The sequence below is a fragment of the Geodermatophilus sp. SYSU D00766 genome (assembly GCF_054049915.1).
The window spans coordinates 100771-118172 of sequence record NZ_JBJGYI010000001.1 but is presented as its reverse complement, the minus strand read 5'-3'; the positions used below and the strand labels follow the sequence as shown (position 1 = coordinate 118172).

18 protein-coding genes are annotated in these 17402 nt (G+C 75.7%); 12 read left to right on the top strand and 6 right to left on the bottom strand.

Translation table 11 applies throughout. The features are described 5' to 3' along the window. Positions 1-106: 106 nt before the first annotated feature. Positions 107-1342 carry a WS/DGAT domain-containing protein gene (locus tag ACI8AD_RS00555; protein WP_456868577.1) on the top strand — a complete coding sequence of 412 codons (1236 nt, stop codon included), beginning with the start codon at positions 107-109 and terminating at the stop codon, positions 1340-1342. A gap of 54 nt (positions 1343-1396) precedes the next feature. Here ACI8AD_RS00555 and ACI8AD_RS00550 read toward each other — a convergent pair whose 3' ends face one another. After that, positions 1397-1891 carry a single-stranded DNA-binding protein gene (locus ACI8AD_RS00550; protein WP_456868576.1) on the bottom strand — a complete coding sequence of 165 codons (495 nt, stop codon included), beginning with the start codon at positions 1889-1891 and terminating at the stop codon, positions 1397-1399. A 132-nt stretch (positions 1892-2023) separates the two neighbouring features. On the opposite strand from ACI8AD_RS00550, the gene recD2 reads away from it, so the two are divergent. After that, complete coding sequence (gene recD2 / locus ACI8AD_RS00545; protein ID WP_456868575.1) at positions 2024-4258, top strand: SF1B family DNA helicase RecD2; 2235 nt, start codon at positions 2024-2026, stop codon at positions 4256-4258. 13 nt (positions 4259-4271) lie between these two features. Here the strand turns inward: recD2 and ACI8AD_RS00540 are convergent, their stop codons facing one another. Beyond that, positions 4272-4832: a hypothetical protein gene (locus tag ACI8AD_RS00540; RefSeq protein ID WP_456868574.1), complete on the bottom strand. Its 561-nt coding sequence runs from the start codon at positions 4830-4832 to the stop codon at positions 4272-4274. A gap of 195 nt (positions 4833-5027) precedes the next feature. On the opposite strand from ACI8AD_RS00540, the gene ACI8AD_RS00535 reads away from it, so the two are divergent. The 4 genes from ACI8AD_RS00535 to ACI8AD_RS00520 all read left to right on the top strand — a co-directional run bounded on the left by ACI8AD_RS00535 (position 5028) and on the right by ACI8AD_RS00520 (position 8475). Beyond that, positions 5028-6524: a hypothetical protein gene (locus ACI8AD_RS00535; RefSeq protein WP_456868573.1), complete on the top strand. Its 1497-nt coding sequence runs from the start codon at positions 5028-5030 to the stop codon at positions 6522-6524. A 64-nt stretch (positions 6525-6588) separates the two neighbouring features. Next, a complete protein-coding gene (locus tag ACI8AD_RS00530) occupies positions 6589-7638 on the top strand; it encodes a PD-(D/E)XK nuclease family protein (RefSeq protein WP_456868572.1) in 1050 nt (349 codons plus the stop codon). Between the two features lie 74 nt (positions 7639-7712). Continuing rightward, the gene (locus tag ACI8AD_RS00525) at positions 7713-7985 is read left to right on the top strand and encodes a hypothetical protein (protein ID WP_456868571.1); all 273 of its coding nucleotides are present in this window, start codon (positions 7713-7715) and stop codon (positions 7983-7985) included. Between the two features lie 64 nt (positions 7986-8049). Further along, the gene (locus ACI8AD_RS00520; protein ID WP_456868570.1) at positions 8050-8475 is read left to right on the top strand and encodes a hypothetical protein; all 426 of its coding nucleotides are present in this window, start codon (positions 8050-8052) and stop codon (positions 8473-8475) included. On the opposite strand, the gene ACI8AD_RS00515 is transcribed toward ACI8AD_RS00520, so the two are convergent. Then, on the bottom strand, positions 8431-9405 hold the full coding sequence (locus tag ACI8AD_RS00515) for a zinc-binding dehydrogenase (RefSeq protein WP_456868569.1): 975 nt from the start codon (positions 9403-9405) through the stop codon (positions 8431-8433). The genes ACI8AD_RS00520 and ACI8AD_RS00515 overlap by 45 nt on opposite strands. An 88-nt stretch (positions 9406-9493) precedes the next feature. Beyond that, positions 9494-10366, bottom strand: a complete 873-nt coding sequence (locus tag ACI8AD_RS00510; RefSeq protein ID WP_456868568.1) for a response regulator transcription factor — start codon at positions 10364-10366, stop codon at positions 9494-9496. A gap of 463 nt (positions 10367-10829) precedes the next feature. Here ACI8AD_RS00510 and ACI8AD_RS00505 point away from each other — a divergent pair, with 463 nt between their 5' ends. The 3 genes from ACI8AD_RS00505 (at position 10830) to ACI8AD_RS00495 (ending at position 13124) form a co-directional block, all read left to right on the top strand. Further along, entirely contained in the window at positions 10830-11591 is a 762-nt protein-coding gene (locus ACI8AD_RS00505) for an AfsR/SARP family transcriptional regulator (RefSeq protein WP_456868567.1), read from the top strand. Between the two features lie 143 nt (positions 11592-11734). Continuing rightward, positions 11735-11959, top strand: a complete 225-nt coding sequence (locus ACI8AD_RS00500; RefSeq protein WP_456868566.1) for a hypothetical protein — start codon at positions 11735-11737, stop codon at positions 11957-11959. Positions 11960-12143: 184 nt separating this feature from the next. Next, complete coding sequence (locus tag ACI8AD_RS00495; RefSeq protein WP_456868565.1) at positions 12144-13124, top strand: leishmanolysin-related zinc metalloendopeptidase; 981 nt, start codon at positions 12144-12146, stop codon at positions 13122-13124. 302 nt (positions 13125-13426) lie between these two features. On the opposite strand, the gene ACI8AD_RS00490 is transcribed toward ACI8AD_RS00495, so the two are convergent. After that, positions 13427-14341 (bottom strand): hypothetical protein, encoded by a 915-nt coding sequence (locus tag ACI8AD_RS00490; RefSeq protein ID WP_456868564.1) that lies wholly within the window; start codon positions 14339-14341, stop codon positions 13427-13429. Between the two features lie 201 nt (positions 14342-14542). Between ACI8AD_RS00490 and ACI8AD_RS00485 the strand changes: the two genes are divergently transcribed. Continuing rightward, entirely contained in the window at positions 14543-14908 is a 366-nt protein-coding gene (locus tag ACI8AD_RS00485) for a hypothetical protein (protein ID WP_456868563.1), read from the top strand. A 246-nt stretch (positions 14909-15154) separates the two neighbouring features. Here the strand turns inward: ACI8AD_RS00485 and ACI8AD_RS00480 are convergent, their stop codons facing one another. Next, positions 15155-15736 carry an NADPH-dependent FMN reductase gene (locus tag ACI8AD_RS00480; protein WP_456868562.1) on the bottom strand — a complete coding sequence of 194 codons (582 nt, stop codon included), beginning with the start codon at positions 15734-15736 and terminating at the stop codon, positions 15155-15157. A gap of 86 nt (positions 15737-15822) precedes the next feature. Here ACI8AD_RS00480 and ACI8AD_RS00475 point away from each other — a divergent pair, with 86 nt between their 5' ends. Together ACI8AD_RS00475 and ACI8AD_RS00470 are read left to right on the top strand one after the other, a co-directional pair. Further along, complete coding sequence (locus ACI8AD_RS00475) at positions 15823-16293, top strand: MarR family winged helix-turn-helix transcriptional regulator (protein ID WP_456868561.1); 471 nt, start codon at positions 15823-15825, stop codon at positions 16291-16293. Between the two features lie 202 nt (positions 16294-16495). Then, the gene (locus tag ACI8AD_RS00470; RefSeq protein WP_456868560.1) at positions 16496-17101 is read left to right on the top strand and encodes a dihydrofolate reductase family protein; all 606 of its coding nucleotides are present in this window, start codon (positions 16496-16498) and stop codon (positions 17099-17101) included. Positions 17102-17402 lie beyond the last annotated feature (301 nt).

Here is a 17402-nt window from a genome sequence, read left to right as displayed (position 1 = left end):
GGCTCCGGCGCGGCGTGGTCCGCACCGGCGTCACCGGTTCCTCGCCCACCGTGATCGGCGGCGTCCGTCCTTGTCCGCGGCGCTCGCGCGGCGGCAGGCTGGCGGCGTGCAGGTCCCGCTGACCGACGAGGACCGGGCGATCCTGGCGCTGGAGGGTGCCCGGCTGGTCGGGCACACGGCGACGGTGGTGCACCTGCCGGAGGGCGCGCCGGACCCCGACCGGCTCCGTGACGCCGTCGCCCGCCGGCTGCCCGGTGCGCCCCGGCTGACCTGGCGGCTGGGCGGGACGGCGCAGGAGCCGGTGTGGTGCCCGGGCGGGGTCGACGTCGCCGCCCACGTCGGCGCCGTCGCCACGGCCGGCCCGCTCGACGAGGACGGGCTGCGGAGCGAGCTGGCCCGGCTGTTCACCGAGCGGCTGGACCGCGGCCGGCCGCTGTGGCGGATGGACGTGGTCGGGCCGGTCGCCGGCGGCGGTGCGGTGCTGGTGTGGCGGGTGCACCACGCCCTCGCCGACGGCGGGACCGTGGTGCGCCTGGCCGAGGACGTGCTGTGGGACCCCGCCCCGGCCCGGGACGCGCGCCCGGCGCCCGCGGGGGATCCCGGCGCCGGCCGCGGCTCGCTCGCCGGCGTGCTGACCGGGGAGCTCGTCCCGGGGTTGCGGCGCTCCCCGTTCGACGCCGAGGTGGGCCGCGACCGCGCGGTGGCCCTCGCCGTGGTCGCGTCCGAGCCGCTGCGCCGGGCGGCCCGCCGGCTGGCCGGTGCCACGGTCAACGACGCCGTGCTCGCGGTGGTGGCCGGTGCGCTGCGCCGGTGGCTGCAGGAGCGGCACGGGTCGCTGCACGGGCTGCGGGTCAAGGTGCCGGTGACGCTGCACTCCGGCGGCGACGACCTCGGCAACCGCGACTCCTGGTTCCGGGTGGACCTGCCGGTGGACGAGGCCGACCCCGGGGCGCGACTGGCCGCCGTCCGCCAGGAGACGGCGCTGCGGAAGGCCCGCCACGACGCCCGGGAGCTCGACGCGCTCGCCGCCCGGATGGCGCGCCTGTCACCCCGGCTGGCCGGCTGGTCGCAGCGGCTGCAGCGCAGCGGGCGGTCCTTCGCGCTCAACGTGTCGAACGTGCGCGGCCCCGACCGGGCCGTCACCGTGCTCGGCGCACCCGTCGGCGCGGTGCAGCCCCTCGTCGAGGTGGCGCAGCACCACGCGCTCCGGGTGGGCGTCATGTCGGTCGCCGGCCGGCTCGGCTTCGGCCTCGTCGCCGACCCCGCCGTCGTCGGCGACCTGGACCTCCTGGCCGCCGCGGTGGAGCAGGACGCCGCCGAGCTCGGGCGCGCCGCCGGCTGACCCGGGGTGGAGCCGTGCCGGCCCGGCCGGCACGGCCCCACCGACGGCGGGACCTCAGAAGGGCGGCTCCTCGCCGGGGTCACCGGCCGCCGCCCACGGGTCGTCCGCGCCGGCCCGGACCGCCGCGGGGGCGGCCTCGCCGAACCCGCCCGCGTGCCCGTTGCCGCCGGAGCGGTCGGCGGGACGGGACGCGCGGGCGACGGTGGCCGTCGCGTACCGCAGCGACGGGCCGATCTCGTCGACCTCGAGCTCGACGACGGTGCGCTTCTCGCCCTCCTTCGTCTCGAACGAGCGCTGCTTGAGGCGGCCCTGCGCCACCACCCGCGAGCCGCGGGTCAGCGACTCGGCGACGTTCTCCGCTTCCTGCCGCCAGACGTTGCAGCGCAGGAACAGCGCCTCGCCGTCCTTCCACTCCTGGGTCTGGCGGTCCAGGGTGCGCGGGGTCGAGGCGATGGTGAAGTTGGCGACCGCCGCGCCCGAGGGCGTCCAGCGCAACTCGGGGTCGCTGGTCAGGTTGCCGATGACGGTGATGACAGTCTCGCCGGCCATGGTCCGGTCCTCCGTAACGTTCGGTGCAGCGCTCAGGTGAGCGCCGCGGAGGCTACGGACGGGCACCGACAGTTCCCGGACCCGCGAGCGGTGGCCCGGCCCCCGCGCGCCGGAGGTGTGACCATCGGCAGGGTGCAGGAGGTGCGGACCCCGTCGGTCCTGGAGGCGACGCTGGAGCGGGTCACGTTCGCCAACCCCCAGACCGGCTACACCGTGGCCCGGGTGGACACCGGGCGCGGCGGTGACCTGGTCACCGTCGTCGGGTCGCTGCTGGGCGCGCAGCCGGGGGAGACGCTGCGGCTGCGCGGACGGTGGGGGGCGCACCCCCAGTACGGCCGCCAGTTCCTCGTCGAGGACTACACCACCGTGCTGCCGGCCACGGTGCAGGGCATCCGCCGCTACCTGGGGTCCGGGCTGGTCAAGGGGATCGGCCCGCGGCTGGCCGAGCGGATCGTCGACCACTTCGGCACCGACGCGCTGCGGGTGATCGAGGAGCAGCCCGGCCGGCTCGCCGAGGTGCCCAACCTCGGCCCCAAGCGCACCCGGCTGATCACCGAGGCGTGGGAGGAGCAGCGGGCCATCAAGGAGGTGATGGTCTTCCTCCAGGGCGTGGGGGTGTCGACGTCGCTGGCGGTGCGCGTCTACCGGCAGTACGGCGACGCGTCGATCGGCGTCGTCCGCACCGCGCCCTACCGGCTGGCCGCCGAGGTCTGGGGGATCGGCTTCAAGACCGCCGACACCATCGCCGCCGCGGTCGGCATCCCGCACGACAGCACCGAGCGGGTCGAGGCCGGCGTGCAGTTCGTGCTCTCCGAGGCCACCGGGCAGGGCCACTGCTTCCTCCCCGAGGACCAGCTGATCGCCCAGTCGGTGGAGGTGCTGCAGGTCCCGCCGAGCCTGGTGCGGCACTGCCTGGCCCTGCTGGTCGCCGAGGACAACCTCGTCCGCGAGGAGTTCCCCTGCGCGCCGGGCGAGCCGCCGACGGTGGCCTACTACCTCGTCCCCTTCCACCGGGCCGAGGTCTCCCTCGCCGGGGGGCTCAAGCGGCTGGCCGGCGCCGACGTCGACCGGATGGCCGTCTTCGGCGGGGTGGACTGGGACGCCGCGCTGGCCTGGCTGCGCCGGCGCACCGGCGTGGACCTGGCGCCCGGCCAGCAGGACGCGGTGCGCCTGGCGCTGACGGCGAGGGTCGCCGTCCTCACCGGCGGCCCCGGCTGCGGCAAGAGCTTCACCGTGCGCTCGGTGGTCACCCTCGCGGCGGCCAAGGGCGCCCGGGTGCTGCTGGCCGCGCCCACCGGCCGCGCGGCCAAGCGGCTGACCGAGCTGACCGGCGTCGAGGCCGTCACCGTGCACCGGCTGCTGGAGCTGCGGCCCGGCGGGGACGCCGCCTACGACCGGGACCGGCCGCTGGACGCCGACCTGGTGGTGGTCGACGAGTCCTCGATGCTGGACCTGCTGCTGGCCAACAAGCTGGTGCGGGCGGTGCCCCCCGGGGCGCACCTGCTGCTCGTCGGCGACGTCGACCAGCTGCCCTCGGTCGGCGCCGGGGAGGTGCTGCGCGACCTGCTCGCCGAGGGGACCCCCATCCCGCACGTGCGCCTGACGCAGGTCTTCCGGCAGGCCAGCCGCTCGGGGGTGGTCACCAACGCCCACCGGATCAACGCCGGCAACCCGCCGCAGGTGCGCGGCCTCGACGACTTCTTCCTGTTCAGCACCGACGACGCCGAGGAGGCCGCCCGGCTCACCGTCGACGTCGTCGTCCGGCGGATCCCGGCCCGCTTCGGGCTCGACCCGCGTCGCGACGTGCAGGTGCTCACCCCGGTGCACCGGGGGCCGGCCGGCGCCGCCGCGCTCAACGAGCTGCTGCAGGACGCGCTCACCCCGGCCGCCCCCGACCGGCCCGAGAAGCGGTTCGGCGGGCGGGTGTTCCGCGTCGGGGACAAGGTCAGCCAGGTCCGCAACGACTACGACAAGGGCGCCAACGGGGTCTTCAACGGCACCCAGGGCGTGGTCACCGCCGTCGACCCGGTCGAGCAGACCCTCACCGTGGTCACCGACGAGGACGAGACGATCCGCTACGACTTCGCCGAGCTCGACGAGCTGGTGCACGCCTACGCGGTCACCGTCCACCGCTCCCAGGGCAGCGAGTACCCCTGCGTCGTCGTCCCGCTGACGACCAGCGCGTGGATGATGCTGCAGCGCAACCTGCTCTACACCGCGGTGACCCGCGCCAAGCAGCTCGTCGTGCTCGTCGGCTCCCCGCGGGCCCTCGGCCAGGCGGTGCGGGCCACCGGCTCCGGCCGGCGGCACACCGCGCTCGCCCGCCGGCTGCGCGGCCGCCCCCAGCCGCTGCCGGGCGCGGCCTGAGGACCGTGGGGCGTCAGCGGGCCTGCAGCCGGCGCGTCTCCAGCTCGTGCTCGCGCAGCTCCTGCCGGGTCTCCAGCGCCGCCTGTGCCTGCACCTCCAGGCCGGCGAAGGTGTCCTCGACCTGCTGCAGCCGCAGCCACCAGGCGGTCAGGGCGTAGCGGTCGGCCAGGTCGTCCGGGGCGCACGCCAGCAGGCCGCGGATGGACGCGTCGGCCCGCTCGAGCACCCCGGAGTCGTCGTCGGGCGAGGCGGCCCGCGCCGCCCAGAACACCTCCGCCCAGAGCGCCGCCACCGCCACGCTGCCGGCGGGGGGCACCCGCTGCTCGAAGGCCAGCCGCCGGCCGGTGGCGACGGCGGTCAGCCGCAGGGTCAGGAAGCGGCGCACCAGCCGCAGGAACTCCGGTGCGGCGGCCCGGTACCCCTCGGGGCTGCCGGCGTCGACGATCCGCCGGTAGACGTCCTGCAGGCGCTGCGCGGTCTCCTGGCTGCGCTCCCACAGCTCGTGGGGCGTCGCCGGGCGCGGGAGGACGGCGTCGCGCGCCCCGCCCGGACCGTCGTCGGAGGTGGCGCCCACGCTGTCGAACGCTAGTGCGGGCCGGTCCCCGGTGCAGCCCGCCGCGCCGCGCCGCCGTGGGACGCCGGTCACCGTTCCGCCGAGAGCGAACGACCCGCCCGCGTGTCCGGCGGGGCGGCTTGACAGTCCGGTTCTGTCGGTACCCGTCCCTAGATTCCGGATCGACATCTTCCCCGTGTCGACAAGGAGTCCCCCATGGCCACCTCCGGCCTCAAGACCCGCAAGCCCACCGGTCGCGTGCCGTGGCCGTGCATCCTCCTGGAGGGTGAGGAGAAGGCCGGCAAGAGCTGGGCGCTGGCCCAGTTCAGCGCCAGCGACAGGATCGGCGCGCTGTACTGGATCGACCTCAACGAGGGCGCCGGCGACGAGTACGGCGCCATCCCCGGCGCGCGCTACGAGCTCGTCGAGCACGACGGCTCCTACGCCGCGGTGCTGGCCGCCGTCCAGGCGGTCAAGGCGGAGGCGCGCCGCGCCGCCGACGCCGGCGAGCCGCCGGTCGTGCTCGGCATCGACACCGGCTCGGCCATCTGGGACGGCCTGAAGGACTGGGCCAGCGAGCGGGCCGCCAGGTCCGCCCGCAACCGCGAGCTGCTCAAGCGCGACCCCAACGCCGAGATCACCATCAGCCAGAACCTGTGGAACGACGCCGGCGCGCGCTGGCGCAAGCTGCAGACCGAGCTGCTGACCTTCCCCGGCATCGTCGTGGTGACCGCGCGCGGCAAGGAGGTCACCGAGGTCGACGCCAACGGCCGCCCGATCGAGGGGCAGAAGACCTGGTCGGTGCAGACCCACCGGGAGTTCCCCTACGCGGCCAGCGTGTGGATGCGGCTGCGCCGCGGCCGGCGACCGCTGATCGTCGGCGCGCGCAGCGTGCACGTGGGCATCAAGCCCAACGACGACCCGGCCCGCGAGGTCACCGCGCGCGAGGCGAACGGCCGGCTGCTGGAGTGGCTGGTCTTCGACGCCCTCAAGTGCGACCCGGGCACCGCGCACGTGCGCGACCTCGTCGCCTTCCACGGCGGCGGGCTGCTCGACCACGAGCGGACCGAGCAGGCCGCCGGCGCCCGCGCGGGCGGCCTGCCGGGTGCGGTCACGGGCGGCGGAGCGGCCGGACGGCGGGGCTCGGACCTCGCCGACCTGGTCGCGCGGATCGGCGAGGCCGGGGACGACGACGAGCTGCGCGAGGTGTGGGCCGAGGCCAACCGCGCCGCGCTGCTGTCGGTCGACGTGCCGACCCCGGGCGGCAACTACACCGTCGCCGAGCTGATCCAGGCCCGGCACGAGGAGTTCGTCGAGGCCTCGGTCCCGGCGTCGGCCGCGGGCCGGTCCGCGGAGCGCCGCCGGGCACCTGCCGCCGCGCAGGCCCCCGCGCCGCAGACGCCGGCCGCGGTGGTCGAGGCCGCCCGCGCCGCCGCCGCGGCCGCCCGTCCGTCGCCCGAGCCCGAGGCCGCGCCGGTCAACCCGCTGCTGGAGCCCTCGGCGACCCCGGACGACCCGCGGGAGCGCCGGCTCAACGCCGCCCGCCGCGGCGTGCTGGCCAGCCTGGAGGCCCTCGGCGTCACCGAGGAGCAGATCGGCACCCGGTTCGGCCGGCCGGCCGAGCAGGTGGCCACCAAGCGGCTGACCGCGCTCGTCCGCGACGTCATCGCCCGGCAGCGGGCCTCGGCCGACGACCGCCCGGACGTCGCCTGAGCCGAGTCGCCGGGGCGGGGCCGGACTCCCGGCCCCGTCCCGGTCCCGAGGAGAGGAGGACGCGGTGACCGCCGTCCTGCCCGCCCGCCCCAGCGCCGCCGAGCGGCGGGCCGCGCCGAGCCTGGCCGCCGCGGTGCGCGACCTCGACGGCCGCCGGGCCCGCTCCCGCCAGCGGATGATCGGCGCCTCCGAGCTCGGCGAGTGCCGGCGGCGGGCGGCCTACCGGATCGCCCGCCGCCGCCCGACCAACACCCGCACCGGGCTGCAGGCCTTCATCGGCACCGAACTGCACCGCGGGGTGCTGCGGGCCCTGCGCCGCCAGTACGGCGGCCTCACCGAGGTGGGCCTGCGGGGCGAGCAGGTCAAGGGCCGCTGCGACTGGTGGCACGCCCCGGTCGTGGAGGACCTCAAGACGACGTCCCGGTTCGGGTTCGAGCGGGTCCTCACCCGCGGCGTCCCGGTGCGGCACTGGTTCCAGGTCGCCGTCTACGCGTGGTTGCTGCGCACCGGGCAGACCGCCGACCGCCGGCTGCCGGCCGGGGCCGGGCAGGACGTCGACGGGCTGCGGATCCGCTACCTGTCGCGCGACTCGGGCGAGGACGTCGTCTTCGAGGCCGACCACGACCCGGCGCTCACCGCCGAGGCGATCATGTGGCTCACCGACGTCTACGCCACCGTCGAGGACGACGGCGCCGACGCCGTCCCGCGCGACGGGTTCGGGCCCGGCGTGGACACCATGTGCGACTGGTGCCCGTTCCTCGATGCCTGCTGGGGTCCGCCGGTCGACCCCGGGACGGAGGGCGAGGGGTCCCGCCAGTCCCGGCTGACCGTCACCGACGAGGACTACGTCGCCGCCGTGCACGACTACGACGCCTGGCGGGCGGCGGAGAACGAGGCCCGGCGGCACAAGGAGTACGCCCGGGAGCGGCTGCGCGGCCGGTCCGGGCCGGCGGGTGACCTCGACTGCGAGTGGTCCGGCGGCGGCCTGCGCTCCCAGGTGGACAAGGACGCCGCGGTGGAGCGGCTGGTCGAGCTGGGGGAGAGCCTCCCGATCCGGGCCACCCGCACCCCGCGGACCATCCGCGTCACCCGCAGCGGCACGCGGCCGGACTGAGCTTGCGTCCGTCCCCGGACGGGAGGACGATCGAACACACGTTCGACTGCTCGATGCGACCCCCGGAGGCCCCGATGACCACCCTCCCGACCTCCCGCCTGGCCACCGGCGAGCCGGTGCTCACCACCGACGTCGTCGGCACCGACTTCGGTCTCCCGCTGGTCCGGCCGGCCAAGGGCCGGCAGGACGGCCGCGTGCGGGTCGTGCGCTCGCACTGCCGGGCCCACGGGGGAGTGGTGGTGTGGTTCACCGACGGCACCAAGACCCCGCCGCTGCACGGGCGCACCACCTGGGTCCTCGTCGACGACGCGGGCACCGGCGAGGGCGCAATGGCGAGAACTGCGTAGCGACGGCGTGCGCCGCGGCGCCTAGGGTCCGGCCCGCCGGCCACGACGCTGTCAGGGGGACGCCATGTCGGTGCTCGTGATCCACCTGTGTTGGGACGACGCGGATCCGCGGGACCTCGCCGGCCTGCAGCAGGTGCTGCCGCCGGTCCCGCTCGGCGCCGACGGGCCGTGCCTCTACCGCCGGACGTGGCTCTCCGGCGACCGGGTGCTCGGCATCGAGGTGTGGTCCGACGACGACGCCGCGCGCTGCCACCTCGACGAGCTGCCGCTCGCCTCGCGCGCCGTCCACCTGGAGGCGCCGACCGTCGTGGTCCTGGTGATGCCGGATGCCTACCGGTGGGTGCTGCCCACTGCCCTGGGGACGCCGGGAGCGAGCGCTGTCGTCCCGGCAGTCCGGCCGGCCGCCCCCCGCTGCCGGTCCTCCCGTGACCACGCGAGCCGGCCGTCAGGTCATGTCGACGGCGATCTTCAGCTGCCCCGGCCGCGGTGAGATCGCGGCGGTGAAGGCCGCCTCCACCTCGGCGACGGGGCGGACGTCGGTGACGTAGCAGTCCCGCAGCCCGGGGTGCTCCGCGAGGTGCGCACCGGCCTCGGCCAGCACCCGCCGCCGCTCCAGGGTGACCCCCGAGCGCAGCGTGAGGTTCTTGCGCAGGAAGGTCATCATGTCGAAGGGGTACACCGGGTCGTCGGGGACGCCGAAGTAGAAGACCTGGCCGCCGGGTGCCACGGCGTCCAGCGCCGGCTGCAGCGTCGAGACCTGGTGGCCCACCGCCTCGACGACCACCGACGGCCGGTCGGCGTCGGACAGCCGGCCCGCCCACCGCTCGGCCCGGGCGGTGACCGTCTCGTCGACGCCGAAGACCCGCGCGACGTCGGAGCGGTCCACCGGGTCGACGCCGGTCACCCGGGACGCCCCGCGCGCCTTCAGGACGGAGCTGAACAGCAGGCCGATGGGGCCCTGGCCGATCACCGCGACGGCCTGCCCGGAGACGTCGCCGAGCTGCTCGGCGGCGTAGAGGACGCAGGCCAGGGGCTGCAGCATGACCGCGGTGGTCGGCGGCAGGCCGGTGTCGTAGCGGGCGAGGCCGTCGCCGTCGGTCACCACGAGCTCGGCGATGCCGTCGAACATCGACGCCCAACCCACGACGAGGTCGCCGGGGGAGTGGTCGGGGTGCCGGCTGGCGACGACCTCCCCGACGATCTCGTGCATCGGGAAGCCGGGCGCGCGGGTGGCCCCCCAGCCGTCCTCGGCCGCCGGGTGCGGCCACAGCCCGCCCCGGAAGTTGGGCAGGTCGCTGCCGCAGATGGCGCCGGCGCGGGTGGCCAGGAGCACGTGCCCGGGCGTCAGGGACGCCGGGTCGGGGGCGTCGACCTCGACCTGCTCGAAGCGGAACGGGCCGCTGAGCGTCTGTGCCCACATGGGGATCTCCGTCCTTCCGGGCGGTGGCTGGTGCCTGCAGCATCACCGCGGACGGCCGCCGCGGCGAGCGCAGCGGCCCCGGGAGGCGTCACCGCGCCCGGCCGCTCCCGTGCAGTGGTGACCCGGCCGCTGCCTGGTCGCCGCGGCGCGGCGGGGGGACCAGCGTTCCGGGGTCCGCCGCCCTGGCGGGGGCGGTGGGGGTGGCCAGCAGGCCGGTGTCCCGGGCGCGCTGCACCGCCATCAGCCGGTCGCGCACGCCGAGCTTGCGGTAGACGTGCTCGAGGTGCTTGTGCACCGTCCGGGGGGAGGTGTGCAGGCGGCGGGCGATCGCCGCCGCGGTCAGGCCGGCGCCGAGGAGGGTGAGGACGGCGAACTCGCGCTCGGTGAGGCCGGTGTCGCGGGCGCGCTCGCACCGCCACGGTGGTGCGTCGGCGAGCACCCGGGCCTGGCGGGCGAGTACCGCCAGCACCGGGAGGACGAGGCCGGCGAGCTCGGCGTCGTCGTCGGTGTAGTCGTCGTCGGGACGGCTCAGCACGTAGGCCTCGATCCCGGTGCCGACCCACAGCGGCAGGGAGAGCTGGTGGGGGATCCCCAGCGGCCGGGCGAACGCCGACCACTCCGCCACCATGGCCGCGGGCGCCACGTCTCGGGGCACCCGCCCGAGGATCTGGGCCGCCGCACTGCCGGTGACCGCGTGCCAGCGGATGAGCGGCTGGGTCCGGGCACTCGGGAGGATCCCCGACGGCGGCACCGTCGGCAGGAAGCCCTCCGGCCACCCCTGGACGACGTGGTCCACCCACGCGGCGTCGACGTGGTTCAGCGAGCAGCAGGCCGACTCGAAGGACCGCAGGAGCAGGTCGGCCACCTGGGGGTGCGGGAACTCCGCGTCCCCGGGCCGGCCCTGCAGGATGTCCCCGACGAGTGCCAGCCACGCTGCGGAGCACGTGGTCGTGCGCGACACGTGACCGAGCGTATTGCGCCGGTGCCGGTGAGGAAGGGCCTTAGGACACGACCTCGTTCCAGCCGTCCGCCTACGCACAACTGCGTACGGTCCCGGCCCACGGACGTGGTTAGCGTTGCTCTCTCGCATCGAGCACGCGTGCGTCCAGGGGGGCAACCATGTCGGTCGTCGACGGACCCAGACGTCCCAGACCTCCCCGGACGAAGAGCGCCCCGTCCTCGAGGAGCGCCCCGTCCTCCCGGACGCGGCGGCGCTCCGGCAGCTGATCCGCCCGTCCCCACCGGGCCACCGGGGCGTGGGCCGCAGGCGCCCGCGCGCCGCGCCCGGCCGCACCGCGGTCCGCCTCGCCCGGCCGGGTCCTGTCGCCGCCGACGCCGCCGTCCCCGTCGTCCGTGTCGGGTGCCTGCCGCCACCCCGGCACCGCCCGGTCCCCGCTGCCCGTCCCGAGAGGAAGGACCCTCACGTGGACCGCACCTCCGCCTCCGTCACCCTGCTCGACGGCTTCGGGCTGGACCTGCCGTGGCGCGGCCCGCGGTCGGGTGCCGACGAGCTGCCGCGTGCGGTGCAGCGGCTGGTGGCGCACCTGTGCCTGTCCCGGCGGCAGACCCGGGCGGTGACGGCCGGCCACCTGTGGCCCGACCTCCCCGAGGACCACGCGCACGGGTGCCTGCGGTCGGCGCTGTGGCGGCTGCGGAAGGCGGCGCCGGACCTGGTCGAGGTGTCCGGGGACGCCCTGCGGCTGGCGACCGGCGTCCGGGTCGACGTGCGCGACCTCGACGCCTGGGCGCGCCGGGCGGTGACGCCGTCCACGGCGTCCGGCGACGTCGCCCTCCCCGACGCGGCGCTCCTCGGCGACCTGCTCCCGGGGTGGTACGACGACTGGGTCCTGCTGGAGCGCGAGCGGCTGCGCGACCTCCGCATGCGGGGCCTGGAGGCGGTGGCCGCCCGGCTGACCGCGCTCGGCCGCCACGGCGAGGCGCTGCAGGCCGCCCACGCCGCGGTCCGCGCCGAACCGCTGCGCGAGAGCGCCCACCGGATGGTGGTCCGCATCCACCTGGCCGAGGGCAACGTCGCCGAGGCGGTCCGGGCCTACGAGCTGTTCCGCACCGTGCTCGAGACCGAGCTGGGCGTGCCCCCCAGCGAGGAGATGTCCCGGCTGCTCCGGCACGTCCCCCGGATCCGCCGGTCCCTGCCGCCACACCACCCGGCTCTCGCGGGGCGGTGATGCCCACGGCCCCGGGGGGTCCTCCGTCCGGGGGACTGCGCCGGGTGGCACGACCTCCGACCATGGCTCCCGGCACGTCGACCGCGCCGGGTGTCCCCGCAGCCGGCGCCGCGACGCTGCGCGGGACCCGGAGGAGGCACGACGTGGCCGACCACCCGAGCGCGGCGCTCCTCGTCCGCGTCTGGCTCGAGGACGCCGGGCGGTTCCGGGCCCGGCTGCTGACGCAGGCGGACACCCCCGCGGGGACGTCGGCCCCGGAGGTGACGGTCGCCGTGGCGGCGTCCCCCGCCGAGGTGCTCGACGCCGTCCGCGACTGGCTCGACGACGTCGTGCGCCGCGCCGGGGCGCCGGGCGACGACGGCGGGTGAGGCGCCCGGCCCCGCCGTCGACCGCGGGGCGGTGACGGCTCGGTGACGGCTCGGTGACGGCTCGTTGACGAGGCGCTCCTAGCGTGCGGGCGCGGGATGGACCTCGGCACCGCCGGTGACCCGCGGCGTCCCGTCCACGTCCTGCCGACCACCGGCACGACGACGCCCTCACCGGGAGGTTCCAGTGACGACTTTCTTCGCGGGACTCGGTTCGGGACTGGAGGCGGTCGACGTCGAGGAGGTGTACGAGGCCAGGGCGAGGGAGGACGTCGCCAAGCGCATCGCCGACACCGACGACCCCTTCCGCATCGAGGTCCGGTTCCTCGGCGGCCTCACCGAGGAGCAGAAGCAGGCCTTCCGGACGGCCGCCGACAGGTGGGCCGAGGTCATCGTCGGTGACCTCGAGGACGTGCAGCTCCCCGACGGCACGACCGTCGACGACGTCCGCATCGACGCCGCCGGTGTGTCCATCGACGGGCCCGGCCGGGTCCTGGGCCGGGCCGGGCCCCGCCTGGTGCGGCCGGCCGGCAGCACGCACGAGTTCCTGCCCATCACCGGCGGCATGGAGTTCGACGTCGCCGACATCCCGACGATGATGGCCCAGGGCCTCTGGGACATCGTGATCATGCACGAGATGGGGCACGTCATCGGCATGCTCGACTTCGTGTGGAGCGCGAAGGGCTTCGTGGCCAACCGCAACACCCCGCAGTGGTCGTTCACCGGGCCGACCGCGATGGCCGAGTTCGGCCGGCTGCAGGACCCGTGCGCCGGGGTCCGGATCGCCGACCTCGCCGATCTCGCAGCCGCGGCGCCGGGCGGGGGCACCGCCGGCGTGCCGGTGCCCATCGAGGACGACTTCGGGCCGGGGACGATCGGCAGCCACTGGCGGGAGAGCGTCTTCGGCGCCGAGATGATGACCGGCTTCGTCAACCAGGGCGCCAACCCGCTCAGCCGGGTCACCGGAGGTGCGCTGCAGGACCTGGGCTACCAGGTGGACCTCGACGCCTGTGACGACTACAGCCTCCCGTCACCGACCTCCCTCGCCGTCATGGGCGTGCTCACGGCCGGGCGGATGCACGAGGTCATCGGGGAGATCGGCGGCACCGGCGGCTACGTCGAGCACCCCACCCCCGAGGTCGCCCCCGCCTCGGTCCTGCGTCGGTAGCCGGTCCGGTGCGGGTCCCGGAGCGGGAACCGGACGGCGAGGAGGCGTGGGGGTGGATCGACGAGCACGTCGAGCGCCTCACGCCCGAGGTGGCGGGCGACGAGGTCCGCCTCCTCGGGGATCGCCGCGCCGAGGGCGAGGGCGCTGCCGGCGGGGAGGGTCCTGCCGACGGGGAGGGTCCTGCCGACACACCCCCCGCCGCGGAGCCACCGGCCGGAGGGGGCTGACCGTCTCCTCCGGCCGGGACTCCGGCACCGGCCGGCCCGCCCGGGGGCCTCCCCGGCGGGCCGGCCGGCGCACGGTCAGCGGATCCGCCGGCGCTGGCTGTCGCAGCCGTAGAAGTAGCCGCAGAACTGGGTGTAGGGCCCCCGGTTGGCGGTCTCGGGGTTCGTGATGAGCACGCCGCTGTTGTCGGTGTTGCGCGCCGCGGTGCCGCCGGGCTTGTGGCCCCAGAACCCGCCGCTCTGCCTGCGGAACCAGTGGTAGTCGACGAACCCGGGGCCGGGAGCGACGACGAGCGCGACCAGGTAGCGCGGCTTCTCGCTGTCCGGGAAGCAGTCGAAGCGCCGGTGCACGCCGTCGCAGAGGGCCGCACGGGTCACCTCGGGACAGGTGATCGCCGTGTAGATCCGCCCGCACCCGCGGCCCGGCTGGGCGAAGGTGTTGGTGCGCCAGTTGCTCGCGTAGTTGTAGCAGTTGTTGTTCAGGCGGACGGTCGCGTCGTCGTTCCAGAAGCCGGGGTTGAACACCCCCAGCTCGATCGTGCAGGTCACGTCCGCGGGCTCCGCCTGCGCTGCCGCCGACGCCGCGGCCACCTGGTCGGTGACGGACTCGGCGCCCCCGCCGGCCAGTTGCGCCAGGAGGTGGTCGCGCAGGTCGGCGTCGAGGGCCGCCGTGTCCGGCGCGTCCGCGGGGGCCCGGCCGGTCTCCATCAGGCTCAGCAGCCGCTCGGCGATCTCGGTGCCGCGGTCGGCCGCGCCGAGCGAGGAGAGGGACAGGTAGCTGGTCGCGCCCGAGGACGGGTCGACCGCGACGTCGTCGCCGAGGGTCTCGAGGACGAACCCCCGCGGCCCCAGACCGCCTGGGGGATCGGCGTCCGCCAGCCTCGTCGTGAGACCCTGAACCTCCCTCAGCAGCGCCCGTGACTCCCGCTCGTCGCCCACCTCGGCGACCGGGTTCTGCCGACCCGAGAAGACGTCAGCCGTGATCCGCAACATCGATCCACTCCTCTGCCTCGTCGCGCGGGGTGGCGAGGGGACACCGGGCGCCTGCTCCGACGAGGCTGACCCGCGACCGCGGCACCCGGTCCGCGCCCTGCGACCCGAGGATGGCGGGCAGGGCGTCACGGTCCCGTCACCCTGACGTCACGGGGGTCCCGGTGCCGTGCCCGCCGTCAGAATGGGTGCGGGGTGGTGCTGGTGAGCGGTTCTCCTCGGTCGCCGGCGCGCGGTGGTGCGCGCGTCGACCTGCTCGTCTACTCGGGCCGTCCGAACCCGACCTTCGAGCTGACGCCGGCCGAGGCGGAGGAGCTGGGTCGTCGGCTCGACCGGCTGCCGCCGGGCGCCCCCCCGGGCGAGGCGCCCGGGCTGGGGTACGGCGGGATGGTGGTGACGTTCGACCCGTCGGCCGGCCGGCCGCGTCCGGTCACGGTGCGCCGTGGGGTCACCGAGGACGCCGCCGGTCCCGTCACCGGCCGGCTGGACACCGAGGACGTCGAGGGCTGGCTGCTCGCCCTCGCCCGCCGGCGCGGGCACGCGGAGCTGCTCGACGCGCTCGGTCTCTAGGGCTCGTCCGGCGGATCCCGTGGACGTGCGACCGCGTTCGAGGGCGGCTCCGGGCACCCCGCACCGCCCGGTGTGGCGGGTCATCCCGGCGGACCAGCGGTGGCGGGCCGTCGTCGACTCCCGCGGAGGAACTCGACGCCCTCGCTCACGAGGGCAGTCCCGGGCGCGAGCTGGGACGGGTGCTCTGCCCACCGCGCTCGTGCTCTGCCCATCCGGAGTGGGCAGAGCACGAGCGACGTGGAGCCGTCAGGCCGCCGCGCCGGCCCGGGCCGCGGCGCGCAGCGGCGCCAGCGCGTCCGCCCACTCGACGACCTGGTCGAGCGTCTGCTCCAGGAACTCCACCTGGTGCGTGCCGGGCGTGAAGTCCGTGAAGTCCGCGAAGTCGGTGAAGAGGTTGAGGTAGACCGCGGAGCGCACGGTGGCGACGCGCAGTTCGGCGAGCACCAGACGCAGCTGCTCGATGGCGCGGGCGCCGCCCACCACCCCGTAGCCGACGAACCCGGCGGACTTGTTCGCCCACTCGCTGTTGAGGAAGTCGATCGCGTTCTTCAGCGACCCGGGTATGCCGTGGTTGTACTCGGGCGTGACGAAGACGAACCCGTCGAAGCGGGCCACGGCCTCACCCCACGCCTGCGTGTGCGGCCGGCTGTACCGCCCCATCGACGGTGGCAGGGGCTCGTCGAGCAACGGCAGCCCGAACGACTCCAGGTCGAGCACCTCGACCTCGGCGTCACCGCGGGCGTGGGCCAGTCGGTGCACCCAGCGGGCGACGGTCTCGGCCTTGCGGCCCGGGCGGGTGGTGCCGACGACGACGGCGATGCGGGTCATGAGGACCTCCGGTGAAGGGACTTGAACCTTCAACTCAGACCCAAGCACTGCCTGGTTGAAGCGTCAACCCTCGCTAGGATCTGGCCGTGACCGAGGAGCCGCGCTGGCTGAGCGCCGCCGAGCTCGGCGTCTGGATGAAGCTCTCCGTCCTGCTGGTGCGGCTGCCGCAGGAGCTCGATGCCCAGCTCCAGCGCGACGCCGGCCTCAACTGGTTCGAGTACCTCGTGCTGGCCGGCCTCTCCGAAGCGCCCCACCGGACCATGCGGATGAGCCGCCTGGCCCTGCTCACCAACGGCTCGCTGTCGCGGCTCTCCCACGTCGTCACGCGCCTCGAGGCCCGCGGCTGGGTCGCCCGGCGTCCGTGCCCGGAGAACGGACGCTTCACCAACGCCACGCTCACCGACGCCGGCTGGACGAAGGTGGTGGCCACCGCCCCCGGCCATGTCGGCACGGTCCGCAGGCTCGTCACGGAGGCGCTGGACGCCACCCAGCTGGAGCAGCTGGACGGCGTCCTCGAGGCCGTGCTCGAGCGGCTGATGCCGCGTGGGTGCCCCTAGACCACTCCTCCCGGGGGACCTCACCAGAACGGGCGGCCACTCCGGATGGGCCGTTCGACGGCGCACGCGCCTCCCGCGCCGTGCCGCCGGCCATCCGGCGGCCGATCGGGACGGTGCAGCGTCGTGGGCTGCGCCGCGCGGCCGATGAGTTCGTGGCTCCCGGCAGGTCCGAGCTCGTGACACCCGAGGAAAGGACACGGCCATGGCGGAGCTCCTCGTCGACTTCATCACCTCCCTCGACGGGTACGCGTCGGGAGAGGGATGGCCCGGGTTCTGGGGCCTCGAGGGCCCGGAGTACCTCGCCTGGCTCGGCGAGCAGCCCGAGGTCACCTACCTGATGGGCGCGAACACCTACCGCCTCATGTCGGGCTTCGCCGCCGGTGAGGTCCCGGACGGTCAGGCCGAGTTCCGGCCCGAGGAGGAGGCGTCCGTGGACGAGCTCACGCGCGCGTCCAAGGTGGTGTTCTCGTCCTCGCTCGAGGAGCCGCTGACGTGGGCCAACTGCACGCTCGTCCGCGACGACGCCGTCGAGGCGGTCCGCGCCATGAAGGAGAGCGGCCCGGGGCTGCTGAGCACGATCGGCAGCCTCAGCCTGTGCCGGTCCCTGCTCCGGGCCGGCCTGGTCGACCGCTTCCGGGTCGGGGTGTTCCCGGTGATCACCGGGGCCACCGGCGCAGAACGCATCTACGACGGCTATCCGGACGTCGCCCTCGAGATGATCGACCACCGCACCTTCGACGGCCGCATCCAGCTGGTCGAGTACCGGCCTCGCGTGCTCGAGCACCCGCCGCTCGGCGCGCCGGCCTGACGTCGCCCCGTCGCGGACTGGACGGTCGGCCGGCATCGCGTCGATGACCCGTCTCTCGGTGGGCCGCTCCGAGACGGCCGCCGGCTCCGCGACCCACCCTCCAGCCGGCGGCTCTCGGGTGAGCCCGCCCCGTGCTGCTGCGGGAGCGGCCGTAGGAGCAAGCGCCCGGCGTGCTGACCGTCGGTCCCTCGCAGGGAGAGGCTCCGGCACGGTGAGCGGAAGCCCGAGAGCCGCTGCTCCGTCGGTCGGCGTACGGGCGCGGTGGCGTCCAGCGAGGTGACGCAGCGTCGGCCGCCCAGGC

Bases quoted from the DNA above. Each gene is read 5' to 3' on its own strand.
- ACI8AD_RS00550 (WP_456868576.1), bottom strand. From the start codon at position 1,891: ATGGCCGGCGAGACTGTCATCACCGTCATCGGCAACCTGACCAGCGAC.
- ACI8AD_RS00535 (WP_456868573.1), top strand. From the start codon at position 5,028: ATGGCCACCTCCGGCCTCAAGACCCGCAAGCCCACCGGTCGCGTGCCG.
- ACI8AD_RS00525 (WP_456868571.1), top strand. From the start codon at position 7,713: ATGACCACCCTCCCGACCTCCCGCCTGGCCACCGGCGAGCCGGTGCTC.
- ACI8AD_RS00520 (WP_456868570.1), top strand. From the start codon at position 8,050: ATGTCGGTGCTCGTGATCCACCTGTGTTGGGACGACGCGGATCCGCGG.
- ACI8AD_RS00515 (WP_456868569.1), bottom strand. From the start codon at position 9,405: ATGTGGGCACAGACGCTCAGCGGCCCGTTCCGCTTCGAGCAGGTCGAG.
- ACI8AD_RS00490 (WP_456868564.1), bottom strand. From the start codon at position 14,341: ATGTTGCGGATCACGGCTGACGTCTTCTCGGGTCGGCAGAACCCGGTC.
- ACI8AD_RS00480 (WP_456868562.1), bottom strand. From the start codon at position 15,736: ATGACCCGCATCGCCGTCGTCGTCGGCACCACCCGCCCGGGCCGCAAG.
- ACI8AD_RS00470 (WP_456868560.1), top strand. From the start codon at position 16,496: ATGGCGGAGCTCCTCGTCGACTTCATCACCTCCCTCGACGGGTACGCG.